Raw genomic sequence first — 12,716 nt, 5'->3', positions numbered from 1 at the left:
GATCCCGAGGACGACCTATGCGGTCAGAACCGTGGTTCCTATTGTGAGCACTCCATGAGCCCAGAAAACCAACAGGATCCACTCGAGGCGCTGTCCGCCCTTGGAACCGATCCCGAAGAGAGCGAATACGATCAGGAGCTCGGCCGGCAGGTCGGCATCGACGCGATGCGCGTCGCGAACGGCGAACTCACCGAGACGGAGTTCCACGAAAAGTACGACAAACGACTCCGCGAGGAGTTCGGCGACGACTACACGCCAGCGGAGGTGATCGCGGATGAGTAGCGAGGACGGGAGCGGACTGACCCGTCGAAACCTGCTGAAGACCGGCGCGGCCGCCGCAGGGGCCGCCGCACTCGGTGGCTGTCTGGATAGCGCGCCCGGGCTGGCAAGTACGGATCGGTCTGCGACACCGGTCGCGGACGCCGACACCGCCTTCGGCAACTGCTGGATGTGCTGTCACAACTGTGCCCAGGAAGTCAAAGTCAACGACGATACCGTCGTCGGAATCACTGGCGTCGACGGTAACCCCCGGGGAGCGCAGGTCCCGGCACAAACGGAACGCTCTGTCCGAAGGGGCAGCCCAGCTCGACAAGACTCACGACCCCGACCGGATCAAACAGCCCTACATCCGAGAGGACGGCGAGCTACGGGAAGCGACCTGGGACGAGGCCTTCGAGTACACAGCCGAACGGCTTCAGGAGTTCGACGAGGAACACGGTGCGGAGACGTTCCTCGACGCCGGAAGCTGGGCGGAGACGCCGATCTTCCGGACGATCTGGCGCGACCTCTACGGCACGCCCGAACGGATCGGCCGGGGAGTCCACGTCTGTGCCGGGCCGACGTTCGTCACCGGCGGGATGATGGGCGTCGGTTCGAACAACCGGGTTCCCGACTACCAGAACTCCGAGTATCTCATCATGTGGGGTCGGAACCCGCTTGGCTCCTTTGCCGGGCAGTTCGAGGCGAAAGGCGTCCTCGAAGCCATCGAGAAGAACGACGCGACGCTAGTAACGATCGACCCCCAGTACACCGAGACGGCCGAGAAGTCCGACGAATGGCTCCCGATCGAGCCCCGAACCGACGGCGCGCTGGCGCTGGCGATAGCACACGTCATCATCCAGGAGGGTCGCCTCGATCTGGAGTTCGTACAGGAGCACACCCACGGCTTCGAGGCCTACCGGGAGTCTGTCGCGGACAAGACGCCCGAGTGGGCCGCGGAGATCACCGGGATCGATGCCGACAAGATCCGAGAGATCGCCCGCGGCTTCGCCGAGGCAGCCCCGGCAGCGGGAATCTCGGTCTGGACCGGAACGGCCCAGATGGGCAACGGCTGGAAGGCTACCCAGAACATCACCGCGCTGAACGGGCTAGTCGGCAACATCGACCGCCCCGGCGGCCTCCGACTGTGGAAGAGTACGCCCACGGCGGATCCGTTCGAGGTCTGCGAATGGACGCCCGACGAGAAAGGGACCCAGGCGACGATCGGTGTCGACCTGCCGAACAACGCCGCGGGCAAAGAGCCGGCCCTCCACAAGTACGAGGAGTACGAGGAGTACCCGTTTCGGCACATCGAAGGGATCGCCCACAATCTCGTCCCCGAGATGGTCGAGAACGACCACATCAACGGCATCTACTGCCACCACGACATGCCGCTGAAAGACGGCAACGCCGAGGCGTGGCTCGATGCCCTCGACGAGATGGATCTGGTGATCGCCGTCGACGCCTACTGGAACGGCGTCACGCGCAACGCCGACGTCGTCTTCGCCGACGCGACCCAACTGGAGAAAGACACTGTCGGCACCGGTTCCTGGAGCGCCTACCCCGAACACCAGTGGGTCGTCGGCGGGAAAGCCGCCGTCGAACCACAGTTCAACACCAAACCGGACTGGGAGATCCTGACTGGCATCGCCGAGGCGATGGGCTGGGGCGAGAACTTCCCGTGGGACGACCACGAGGAGTTCATCGACGATCAGCTACAGGCGGTCGATCTTACCCTCGAAGAGCTCGACAGCGGCGACAAGAACTACGAACTCGTCGGCGAGTACGGCTACGAGCAATGGCGCGACGAGGACGGCCCGGCGTTCAGCTTCGATCTGGACCAGATACCGCCGTTCGTGCAGGCTGCCGAGGAGGCGGGAATGGATACGGCTCCCGAGTGGCAGCCTCCGGGGACCTACGGCGACGAACTCGACGAGGAGTACCCGCTGGAGTTCTACGACATCCGATCGGTGTTCTTCTCACACGGTAGCGATCAGGGGATCGACCGGTGTCTGGACCAGTTCGCCCGGAAGAACGAACTCGAAGACGAGGACTACCGCGGCAACTATCTGCACCTCAATCCCGAGGACGCCGAGGAACGCGGCATCGAGACCGGTGACATGGTGACCGTCGAATCAGAGACGGGCGGAGGAGAGTTGATGGCACACGTCACCGAGACAATCAAGCCGGGCATTGTTACCGCCGAGTACGGCTTCGGCGAGGGATCGGCACAGGAGGATTACGAGGGGATGAACACCATGAAACTACACGCCAAACAGATGGACCCGATTACCGGACAGCCGGACAGACACATCGCAGTCGACGTCACCAGCGGAGGTGAGTAACGATGGGTGAACAGTGGGCGTTCTACTTCGACGCGAACAAATGTATCGGCTGTCATGCCTGTTCGGTCTCGTGCAAGCAACGCCACGACCGCGATTCGGATCAGGACGAGTGGCGGACGGTCCGTAACGTCGAGCGCGGGGAGTTCCCCGATGTAAGCTCGATGCCCATCTCGATGTCGTGTATGCACTGTACCGACGCGCCGTGCGAGAAGGTGTGTCCGTGTAACTCGATCGAAAAGCGCGAGGAAGACGGTATCGTCACCGTCGACCGGGACAGCTGTATCGGCTGTCACTACTGTGCATGGGCGTGTCCGTACGGTGCACCGACCTACGACGATGGCGGCACCATGTCGAAGTGCAACCTGTGTCTCGGAGAGGGGCCCGGTGGCGGCCACGACATGCCTCCTCGGGAGGAACAAGAAGACGGCGGCTCGACGCCCGCATGCGTCGACAACTGTGTCGGCGGTGCGATCAAGGCCGGACCGGTTAGCGAACTGAAAGCCGAAGCGTCGACGGAGGCTATCGAACGGTTCGCCTCTCAACCGGCGAACGTTATCGTCGAGGCGGACCAGGACGACGACGAAGCCGGTGCAGTGACCTACGAGGTGTAGTCGATCATGACTGCACCGGAACTCTACTGGCTCGACGCGGGCCACTGGGACGTGTTCGTCGCGATCTACCTCTTCCTCGGGGGCTCTCGGGCGGGGCGTTCCTGGTCGCATCTCTCGCGGAAGTGATTGGGTCACGTAGCGGCTACGAGGGGTACGAGTACGTCACGAAGTGGGGTTTTCTCACTTCTTTCCTGACGATCGCCGCGGGGTCGATCACCCTGCTGTTGCACCTCTCCGGCCCCTTCCTCAGGGCGTTTACGTTCCCGGTCCAGTTCACCAACTGGAGTTCGTGGATGGCGATCGGGACCTGGGTGATCGTGATCTTCAGCTTCCTCGTCATGTTCCGGGCCATCTGGGCCACGTTCGGAACAGAAGCGACGGACGACCCCAGTGGACTCCCGCGACACGTCGTGGCACGGACCGGGTTCGAGGGCTACATCGATCGTGCTGCCGACACGACGCGCCCGACCGGCCTCGCCGCCGTCGCCGTGCAGGTGATCGGCATCGTCCTCGCCGTGTTGCTGATCGTCTACACGGCACTGCTGCTGAGCGACGTCGGCTGGAACGTGCCGCTGTGGAACCCGAACATCCTCCCGTTGCTGTTCCTGGCGAGCGGGTTCTCGGCGGGTATCGCGGCGGTTCTGATGCTCTCGCAGCTAGCCAGCGACATAGACAGCCATCTCGTCCATCGGTTTAGCATCCTCGACGACGCGATTATCATCGTCGAGATTGTGGTGCTGGCGGCGTTGCTGTACACGCTGTCTACGGGCGGGCAGCAGACACCGAGACGTACGCCAGCCTCACGGAGGGGTACGGTCTCCTGCTGTGGGTGGGCGTGCTCGGCCTCGGACTGGTGGTTCCGCTCGTTATCTCGGGCGCCCAGCAGGTCGTCGAGTTCCTCCGCGAAGAGAACGTGTTGATGACCAAACGGATCTGTACGACGAAGTTCGGGCTGGTTATCGCCGGATCGTTCATGCTACGATTTGTGATAATCTACGCGGCGATCCACCAGCCAGTCTACGTCGGATAAGCAACTACACAAACGATGAACGACGACCACACCCGCCTCTACGCCACGCTTGCGACGTGTTTCCAGCATCCGGACGAAGCGTTCGTTGACGCGGTCCGGAACGGAACGCTCGGGACGATCGTCGCAGAGTGTGCAGCATCGTTACCGATTGACAGCGTCGACGCACCGCCCCGGTTCGAAGATATTGCCCGGGCCCGCAGGGAGTATCTCCGGACCTTCAGAGCGTTCGAAGGCGAGTACGCTCCCCCGCCGAATCCGCCTACGAAGAGTGGTGGGACGGCACCGAACGCGGCATCCTCTCGGGACCGCCGGCGAGCGACATGAAGAGTCGATACGACGCGCTTGACGCCGCGGTTCCTCCGGAGTATCCAGCCGATCACGTCTCCCTGCTGCTGGAGTACGCGAGTCTGTTGCTGGAAGCAGAGCAACACGAGGGGTATGCCAACTTTCACGAAGCCCACTTCGACTGGATCCCCGCGTTTCGCGAGCGCGTCGAGGCGACTTCGGACTCAGGGTTTTATCTGTGGGCCGTCCGGACGCTCGATTCGGTCGTCCAAGCGATGGGCGAACGATACGCCGAGTGATCGAGGGATCACACCAGCGGCTGAGCGAGGATGTAGCCCGCGATCCCGATCGGAATCAGCCCGACAGCACGGGCAAGCCATGCCTGTTGCTCCGTAAGCACCTGGTCCTCGCCATACTCGCCGTGCCGGCCTGTGGTGGGCCCCTGTGCGAAAAACTGCAGTCTGACCACTGCGTTCGGCGCGACGACGAGCGCGAGGCCGAGGCCGAACGCCAGCACGGCCGCAAGAATCTCCCGGACTCCGTACATACGGCCGGGTTCGGAACGGGTGGGTATAAATATCCGACATCGTGGCCGGCCGTCCTCGCCGATGTCGGGCTATTGATCTTCCCACGCCATTTATTTGCTCCATCACCAACCACCCTGTATGGGACTGACCGTGCAGGACATCCGCGCCCGGGCGGGCGAGGAGCCGATTACGATGCTGACAGCGTACGACGCACCGACCGCAGAGTTGATCGACGAACGAGGCGTCGACGTGATACTGGTCGGCGACAGCATGGGCAACGCCGTACTGGGCTACGACTCCACGTTGCCGGTAACGGTCGACGAGGTAGCGAGCCGAACCGCCGCCGTGGCCAGGGGCGCTGAAGAGGCACTGGTCGTCGCGGATATGCCCTTCCTCAGCTACGGCACCGATCGGCAGACGAGCATCGAGAACGCCGGTCGGATGCTCAAGGAGGCCCACGCAGATGCGGTCAAACTCGAATGCGGCGAACACACCGTCGAACTGACCGAGCGACTCCACCAACTGGGAATCCCGGTCATGGCGCATCTGGGGTTGACGCCACAGCGCATCAACGAACTCGGCGGCTACACTCAGCAGGGTTCGGATCCAGAAGCCGCCCAGGAGATCATCGACCTCGCACACGCCCACGAGGAAGCGGGCGCGTTCTCGCTGGTGCTAGAGCACGTCCCGGCGAATCTGGCAGAGACGGTCACCGACGAACTGGAGATACCGACCATCGGCATCGGGGCCGGCCCGGCAACCGACGGGCAGGTACTGGTGTTCAACGACGCCATCGGCCTCGGCGAGTGGTCGCCGCCCTTCGCGGAGCAGTTCGGCGACGTCCGAGCGGAGATGCAGTCGGCAATCGATAGCTACGTCGAAGCGGTGTTGGAGGGTGAGTTCCCGGCAGAGGAGCATAGTCAGTACTCGGAGGAACTCGACGATCTATACTAATCGAGCGAACCGCTCTCCGCTGCCCGTCGACGAACCGTTCGAGTGCGGTGTTGAAAGCGTCCGGCCGTTCGAGCATCGAGAGGTGGGCCGCATCTTCGATGATTGCTCGTGCGGCGTCGGGCAACTCCTCGGCGAGATACCCGTGGTAGCGCGGCGGCGTCAACTGGTCGTGCTCGCCGTAGATTGTAAGCGATGGCACGTCGGTCTCTTCTAACTGATCGCGAACGTCGAACGTGTGGCAGGTCCGAAAGTCCCGTTTCGTGATCTCACGGCCGACCTCCATCATGGCCGCCGCCGACGCCGACCGTAGTTCCTCGTCGGGGTCGTAGAACAATCGCCCGTCCGCGTGGAGGAACTCGACGGCACGCTCGAAGTCGTCGTCAGCCAACCAGCAAGTCCTCGAGCACGGCGAGTTTCGCGCCGGTCCCAGTCAGCACGAGCGCTCCGGGGTCGTAATCGCGTTCGAGCGCCATATGCAACAGGACGGCACCGCCAAGCGAGTTCCCGACCAGCACGTCCGCGTCGGTCTCCTGTGCGATAGCGACGACATCGCTGGCATAGACCGAGAGCGTCTCGTAGCCGGCGCCAACGTCGGCGTCCTCCGACTCGCCGTGGCCGCTGAGGTCCATCGTTACGACCTCGTACCGATCCGCGAGCGTTCGCTGTTGCCGCCAGATATCGCTCGTCGCACCGCTACCGTGCACGAACAGGACCGTCGGGCCGTCGCCACCGCGGTCGGTCCGCCGATATGCCGTCGTCCGACCGTGGTGTGTGTACGTTTCCATACTACATGTTGACCGCAACGCGACGTGAATGTTCCCCCCGACAGAGCCCGGTCGATAGTAGCCTCTCCGGAAGCAGTCGTACCGAAATCTGGTGTGAACCGCTTTTCGTCTATACTTGTGCTATATATGCCCTCTTGCGATTCTGAGAGTAAAGTTTATATACTAGCACGACTAACCTATTGTTAGGAATCATGGATATCAAACAGTTTTCACGACGAGACGATCGGCCGGTGCGGGAGTACGACGTCGACGGCACTCGCCGGGTCGTTGCGGATCTCGGAAGCGGCGTGGACGCCACCGTGGACGTCGTCGGTGACACCGCTATCGTCCTGCCCGAAGAGGGCGAGCAGATCGACATCGATCTGCCCCACGAGGATGCGCAAGCGTTTATCAAAAACGGAGTCCTCACTATCGAACTGGAGGAGCGACGATGAAACTCACTGTCAAACCACTCAAACAGAAAGACGCAGGCCGGGGACTCGCCGCGATCGATCGTGTATCGATGAGCGAACTCGACCTCGAAAACGGCGATTACATCGTCATCGAGGGGAGCGACGGGCGGAAAGCGGTTGCCCGCGTCTGGCCGGGCTACCCCGAGGACGAGGGACAGAACGTCATTCGGATCGACGGCCGTCTTCGACAGGAGGCCGACGTCGGTATCGACGACAGCGTCACCGTGGAGAAGGCGGACGTCCAGCCCGCGACGAGTGTGACTGTTGCACTCCCCAGAACCTCCGCATCCGCGGAAACATCGGTCCGCTTGTCCGTGACAAGCTTAGCGGACAGGCGATCACCGAGAACCAGACAGTGCCGTTCCCGCTTTCGTTCGGCCCGATGTCCGGGAACGGACGCTCGGTGCCGCTGAAAATCGCGAACACGGAGCCGAGCGGAACAGTCGTCGTTACCGATTCGACCGACATCGAGATCAGCGAGACGCCCGCCGAACAGATCAGCGGCGAGGCCGAACGCTCCGAGACCGGACCGTCGGTCACCTACGAGGACATCGGTGGCCTCGACGACGAGCTAGAGCAGGTCCGAGAGATGATCGAGTTGCCGATGCGCCATCCGGAACTGTTCCAGCAACTCGGTATCGAGCCGCCGAAAGGCGTGCTCCTTCACGGACCGCCAGGCACCGGAAAGACGCTGATGGCGAAGGCGGTCGCCAACGAGATAGATGCCTACTTCGAGACCATCTCCGGCCCGGAGATCATGTCGAAGTACTACGGCGAGAGCGAAGAACAGCTCCGTGAGGTGTTCGAAGAAGCCGAGGAGAATGCGCCTGCGATCGTCTTCATCGACGAAATCGACTCGATCGCACCCAAGCGCGGCGAGGCCGGTGGCGACGTCGAACGCCGGGTCGTCGCACAGCTACTGAGCCTGATGGATGGGCTCGAAGAGCGCGGTCAGGTCACCGTCATCGCGGCGACCAACCGCGTCGATGCGATCGATCCCGCACTGCGGCGTGGTGGGCGGTTCGACCGCGAGATCGAGATCAGCGTCCCCGACAAGGGCGGCCGCGAGGAGATCCTGCAGGTCCACACCCGCGGGATGCCCCTGACCGAGGACTTCGATATCGAATCGTACGCGGAGAACACGCATGGGTTCGTCGGCGCTGACCTCGCCAACCTCACCAAAGAGGCCGCGATGAACGCGCTCCGGCGGATCAGACCGGAGATCGACCTCGAAAGCGACGAGATCGATGCCGAGATCCTGGACTCCCTGCAGGTCACCGAACGCGACTTCAAGGAGGCGATCAAGGGGATCGAACCCTCCGCACTCCGCGAAGTGTTCGTCGAGGTCCCCGACATCACGTGGAACGACGTCGGTGGACTCGACGACACGAAAGACCGACTCGTCGAGACGATCCAGTGGCCGCTTGAGTACCCCGACGTGTTCGAGACGATGGATATGCAGGCCGCCAAGGGCGTCCTGCTGTACGGCCCACCAGGGACTGGGAAGACGCTGATGGCAAAAGCAGTCGCCAACGAGGCCGACTCGAACTTCATCTCGGTCAAGGGCCCCGAGCTACTGTCGAAGTGGGTCGGTGAGTCCGAGAAGGGCGTCCGTGAAGTGTTCAGCAAGGCTCGCGAGAACGCCCCGACCGTGGTGTTCTTCGACGAGATCGACGCCATCGCTACGGAGCGCGGAAGCGGCGGCGGCGACTCGAACGTCGGCGAACGCGTCGTCTCGCAGCTGCTGACCGAGCTGGACGGGCTCGAACAGCTCGAAGACGTGGTCGTCATCGCGACGACCAACCGTCCGGACCTGATCGACAACGCCCTGCTCCGGCCCGGTCGACTGGACCGTCACGTCCACGTGCCGGTGCCCGACGAGGACGCCCGCAAGGCCATCTTCGAGGTGCACACGCGAAACAAGCCCCTCGCCGAGGGCATCGACATGGAGTGGCTCGCAAGCCAGACTGAGGGCTTCGTCGGCGCGGACATCGAGGCCGTGACCCGCGAGGCGTCGATGGCCGCCTCCCGCGAGTTCATCAACTCGGTCGAACCCGAGGGGATCAAAGAGAGCATCGGGAACGTCCGTATCACGCGCGAACACTTCGAGCAGGCCCTCGACGAGGTCGGCCCGAGCGTGACCGACGACGTTCGCGAGCGCTACGAGGAGCTCGAATCCGAACTCACGCGAACGGAACCGGACTCCGAACAGCTCGGCCGAACCTTCCAGTAAAGCGGCGAGACGACCGACGTAGAACCGCTGTCGACGAATTTTTCACGGTTCTCCGGCAATGTTGAGTGTGCTCTCCGCGCTGACTACTGCGACTGTCGGGGCCGTGTTCGGACTCGTCCTCGCGTCGCCGCCGGGGCCGATGAATGCTGTTATCGCCGAGGAGAGCGTGCTCCGCGGCTGGACAGCAGGGTTCAAGGCAGGCCTCGGTGCGATGTTCGCCGACGTATTGTTTTTTATACTGACGCTGCTGGGGATCGCAGCCCTCATCGACGGAACTGACTGGGTCCGGGGACTGCTGTACATCGCCGGGGGCGTATTGATGCTGTACTTCGCGTTCGGGGCCTACCGGGACGCCCGTGCGGCAGGGTCGTTCACCGGCGACATCTCTCACGAATCGACCGGCTTTCGGAAGGCGTTCGCCCTCTCGTTGACCAACCCCTATCAGATCGGGTTCTGGATCACCGTCGGCGTCGGACTGCTCACTCCCGGACGGCTCGACGTATTTAAATACGTCCCGCTGGTGGGCGAGCGGCTGGCGGGAACACTGATCGTACAGACGGGAAGCATTGCGCTCCTGAGTGGCTTCTTCGCCGGCATCGCCATCTGGATAGTGGTGTATCCAGGCGGGCTGGTCAGAGTGGGGCGGCGCATCGACGCGTTCGCACCGATTATCGCGGGGCTCAGTGGCGTGGTGCTGGCCGGGTTCGGCCTCGTCTTCCTCTGGGTCGGAGCGGCAGGGCTCCTGTGAGGGGCCTGCTCAGTCGTCCGCGGGCGTCTCGGCGCTGGTGCCGAGTTGGTTTTCTTTCCACTCCGCTCGCGCCTCGATTTCGCGCCGACCGCGTCGCGTCGGGACGTACGCGTTCGTCCGTCGATCCTTCTGGTGTTTCTCCACGAGTCCCTTGTCGACGAGTTCGTCGAGATTGGGGTAGAGGCGTCCGGCGTTGATGTCGGATTCGTAGTACTCCTCGAGTTCGTCCATCACTGCGAGGCCCTTCGGTTCGTCGAGCCCCTGGATGACGTACAGGCAGTCGCGCTGGAAGGCGGTCAGATCGAACATTCTGTATAGTATAAGAGGCAAGGGTATTATGAATGTATGTGTTTTGCGGTAGTTCAGAAAGCGGTCGAAAGACCCTCGAAACCGGATCGTAGATGAACTGCTCGCCGAAATAGTAGAGTACACTACACTTGGCCCAGAGTTGATAGATCAGGTAACTATCGGTAGATCGAGAGGATGACGCCCCGGTTCGCGAGAGGCAGTCGACTGCGAAAGACACTCCCGATCCCGGCCAAATTCCCTTCCTGTCGAGAATTTAACTAAGGTTAGTGAAAAACGGAAGATGATGGCTGACTCAGAGAGTCCAGACGTAATCGAGGAACTGGCGAGTCTACCCACCCTCGCCCATCCGACAGTATCGCCCGACGGCGACGAAATCGCGTTCTATTACGACGTGACTGGCCGCAACGAACTCCACGTACTTGACGTCGAGAGCGGTGAGATCACACAGTGGTCGGAGGGCGAGGTTCCGCGGAACGCCCGCTGGTTCGTCCAGTGGGACGACGATGGCGACCGCGTCCTCTTCCACCTCGATGACGACGGCAACGAACAGAACGACGTCCACGCCCTAAGCCGAGACGGCGAGGCCGAACCCGTACTGGAGATGGACGGGCAGGTGATGATCTCGGACATCCACGAGGACAGGTTGTTCGTCGGATCGTCGCGGGACGGCCAGATGAACGTCTACCGACACGATCTGACCGCCGGGGAGACGGAGAAACTGACCGACTACGAACGGGCCGTCTGGGGGCGTTACTCTCGCCGGACGGCGACCGGATCGCCTACTCCACCAACGAGACCGACGACTACGACAACCAGGACGTCTACGTCGCGGCGAGCGACGGGAGCGACCCTCGAAACCTCCAGATCGGCGAAGTCGGCGCCGAAGCGAACCCTGTCGACTGGGGACCCGATGGCGACCGACTGCTCGTGATGGACAACACCGAGGATCTCGGCCGTATCGGCCTCTACGACCTCACAACTGAGGCGGTGACATGGTACGGCGACGGCGAGTACGAGGAAACAGGCGTCTGTTTCCACCCCGATGGGGACCGTGCCATCGCTACCCGGGACCGGGACGCCGTCTCGGTACCGGTCGTCTACGATCTGGACTCCGGCGAGGGCCGCGAACTGGATGTCCCGGAGGGCGTCTCGTCGTTCGGGCAGGTCTCAACTGGCGAAGTCGTCCTCGACGACGGGCGACTCGTCTTCCAGCACACCACCCCGACGCGGCGGCCGGAACTGCTCGCTTACGACCTCGCAACCGACGAGTACGAGGTGCTCGTCGAAGCGGAGTACGGCCCGTTCGAGCCGGATGACTTCGCCGATGCCGAGTACTTCACCGTCGAGTCCGATGGCGTGCCCGAGACGCCGGCGAAAGCCGTCGACCACGACTCTTACGAGGAACTCGAAATCGGGGCGTTGCTGTACGATTCCGGCGAACGACCCTCCCCGCTGATCGTCAACCCACACGGCGGGCCGCGCGCCAGAGATCAGCAATCGTTCGACCTCTACACGCAGGTGCTCGTCTCGCAGGGCTACTCGGTGCTGCAGGTCAACTACCGTGGCTCGACCGGTCGTGGCCGTGAGTTCGTCGAGTCGCTGATCGACGACTGGGGCGGGGCGGAGCAGGGTGACGTCGCCATCGCCGCGGAGCACGTCGCCGAGTACGACTGGATCGATGACGACCGCGTCGTCGTGTTCGGTGGCTCGTACGGGGGTTACTCCGCCTACTGGCAGATGGTCCAGTACCCCGACCTCTACGACGCCGGCATCGCGTGGATCGGACTGACGGATCTCGAAGAGATGTTCGAGACCACGATGCCACACTTCCGGACCGAACTCATGGAGAAGTATCTCGGGACGCCCGAGGAGAACCCTGACCTCTACGAGGAGCGCTCGCCGATCACGTACGCCGACAACCTCGACGCTCCGCTGTTGCTCGTTCACGGTGTCAACGACCGGCGAGTCCCCGTCTCGCAGGCACGACTGTTCAGTGACGCGCTCGACGAACTGGGCTACGAGGAGGGCGACGACAGCGACTACGAGTACCGCGAACTCGGCGAGGAGGGTCACGCGTCCTCCGATCAGGACCAGAAACTCCGCATGTTCCGACTGCTCACGGAGTTCCTCGACCGGCGCGTCGGGAGCGAGTAGCCGGCAGGGGGCTTATCCGCACCCG

10 protein-coding genes and 5 pseudogenes are annotated in these 12,716 nt (G+C 62.9%); 12 read left to right on the top strand and 3 right to left on the bottom strand.

Going from position 1 to position 12,716, the window contains the following annotated elements:
- Positions 1 to 54: 54 nt before the first annotated feature.
- The 7 genes and pseudogenes from ACFQH2_RS07765 to ACFQH2_RS07735 all read left to right on the top strand — a co-directional run bounded on the left by ACFQH2_RS07765 (position 55) and on the right by ACFQH2_RS07735 (position 4,828).
- Complete coding sequence (locus ACFQH2_RS07765; protein WP_377051083.1) at positions 55 to 282, top strand: 4Fe-4S ferredoxin N-terminal domain-containing protein; 228 nt, start codon at positions 55 to 57, stop codon at positions 280 to 282.
- Positions 275 to 343 (top strand): annotated as a pseudogene (locus ACFQH2_RS07760) (twin-arginine translocation signal domain-containing protein); the annotation flags it as partial. The gene ACFQH2_RS07765 and the pseudogene ACFQH2_RS07760, both read left to right, overlap by 8 nt.
- A gap of 121 nt (positions 344 to 464) precedes the next feature.
- On the top strand, positions 465 to 2,603 hold the full coding sequence (locus ACFQH2_RS07755) for a molybdopterin-containing oxidoreductase family protein (RefSeq protein WP_377076610.1): 2,139 nt from the start codon (positions 465 to 467) through the stop codon (positions 2,601 to 2,603).
- A 2-nt stretch (positions 2,604 to 2,605) separates the two neighbouring features.
- The gene (locus ACFQH2_RS07750) at positions 2,606 to 3,214 is read left to right on the top strand and encodes a 4Fe-4S dicluster domain-containing protein (protein ID WP_377051087.1); all 609 of its coding nucleotides are present in this window, start codon (positions 2,606 to 2,608) and stop codon (positions 3,212 to 3,214) included.
- Positions 3,215 to 3,336: 122 nt separating this feature from the next.
- Positions 3,337 to 4,244, top strand: a pseudogene (gene nrfD, locus ACFQH2_RS07745) (NrfD/PsrC family molybdoenzyme membrane anchor subunit).
- A gap of 15 nt (positions 4,245 to 4,259) precedes the next feature.
- Positions 4,260 to 4,568, top strand: a complete 309-nt coding sequence (locus tag ACFQH2_RS07740) for a hypothetical protein (RefSeq protein ID WP_377076609.1) — start codon at positions 4,260 to 4,262, stop codon at positions 4,566 to 4,568.
- A complete protein-coding gene (locus ACFQH2_RS07735) occupies positions 4,538 to 4,828 on the top strand; it encodes a molecular chaperone TorD family protein (RefSeq protein WP_377057177.1) in 291 nt (96 codons plus the stop codon). Before ACFQH2_RS07740 ends, ACFQH2_RS07735 begins: the two co-directional genes overlap by 31 nt.
- Before the next feature lie 8 nt (positions 4,829 to 4,836).
- Here the strand turns inward: ACFQH2_RS07735 and ACFQH2_RS07730 are convergent, their stop codons facing one another.
- On the bottom strand, positions 4,837 to 5,076 hold the full coding sequence (locus ACFQH2_RS07730) for a hypothetical protein (protein WP_377051099.1): 240 nt from the start codon (positions 5,074 to 5,076) through the stop codon (positions 4,837 to 4,839).
- Between the two features lie 118 nt (positions 5,077 to 5,194).
- On the opposite strand from ACFQH2_RS07730, the gene panB reads away from it, so the two are divergent.
- Positions 5,195 to 6,010 carry a 3-methyl-2-oxobutanoate hydroxymethyltransferase gene (panB, locus tag ACFQH2_RS07725; protein ID WP_377052442.1) on the top strand — a complete coding sequence of 272 codons (816 nt, stop codon included), beginning with the start codon at positions 5,195 to 5,197 and terminating at the stop codon, positions 6,008 to 6,010.
- 25 nt (positions 6,011 to 6,035) lie between these two features.
- Here panB and ACFQH2_RS07720 read toward each other — a convergent pair.
- Positions 6,036 to 6,795: pseudogene (locus ACFQH2_RS07720) on the bottom strand (alpha/beta fold hydrolase); the annotation flags it as partial.
- A gap of 191 nt (positions 6,796 to 6,986) precedes the next feature.
- Between ACFQH2_RS07720 and ACFQH2_RS07715 the strand changes: the two are divergent.
- The 3 genes and pseudogenes from ACFQH2_RS07715 to ACFQH2_RS07705 all read left to right on the top strand — a co-directional run bounded on the left by ACFQH2_RS07715 (position 6,987) and on the right by ACFQH2_RS07705 (position 10,228).
- On the top strand, positions 6,987 to 7,229 hold the full coding sequence (locus ACFQH2_RS07715; RefSeq protein ID WP_377051101.1) for a DUF7127 family protein: 243 nt from the start codon (positions 6,987 to 6,989) through the stop codon (positions 7,227 to 7,229).
- Positions 7,226 to 9,480: pseudogene (locus ACFQH2_RS07710) on the top strand (CDC48 family AAA ATPase). The gene ACFQH2_RS07715 and the pseudogene ACFQH2_RS07710 overlap by 4 nt, the downstream one beginning before the upstream one ends.
- Positions 9,481 to 9,538: 58 nt before the next feature.
- Positions 9,539 to 10,228 carry a LysE family translocator gene (locus ACFQH2_RS07705; RefSeq protein WP_377052440.1) on the top strand — a complete coding sequence of 230 codons (690 nt, stop codon included), beginning with the start codon at positions 9,539 to 9,541 and terminating at the stop codon, positions 10,226 to 10,228.
- 9 nt (positions 10,229 to 10,237) lie between these two features.
- On the opposite strand, the gene ACFQH2_RS07700 is transcribed toward ACFQH2_RS07705, so the two are convergent.
- Positions 10,238 to 10,537 carry a helix-turn-helix transcriptional regulator gene (locus ACFQH2_RS07700; RefSeq protein WP_377051105.1) on the bottom strand — a complete coding sequence of 100 codons (300 nt, stop codon included), beginning with the start codon at positions 10,535 to 10,537 and terminating at the stop codon, positions 10,238 to 10,240.
- 283 nt (positions 10,538 to 10,820) lie between these two features.
- Here ACFQH2_RS07700 and ACFQH2_RS07695 point away from each other — a divergent pair.
- Positions 10,821 to 12,691 (top strand): annotated as a pseudogene (locus tag ACFQH2_RS07695) (S9 family peptidase).
- Positions 12,692 to 12,716: the final 25 nt, after the last annotated feature.

The sequence above is a fragment of the Natronoarchaeum sp. GCM10025703 genome, from assembly GCF_042661985.1.
GTDB lineage: Archaea > Halobacteriota > Halobacteria > Halobacteriales > Natronoarchaeaceae > Natranaeroarchaeum.
Note: the sequence above shows the minus strand (reverse complement) of the source record. Positions and strands in the feature narration are given on the sequence as shown.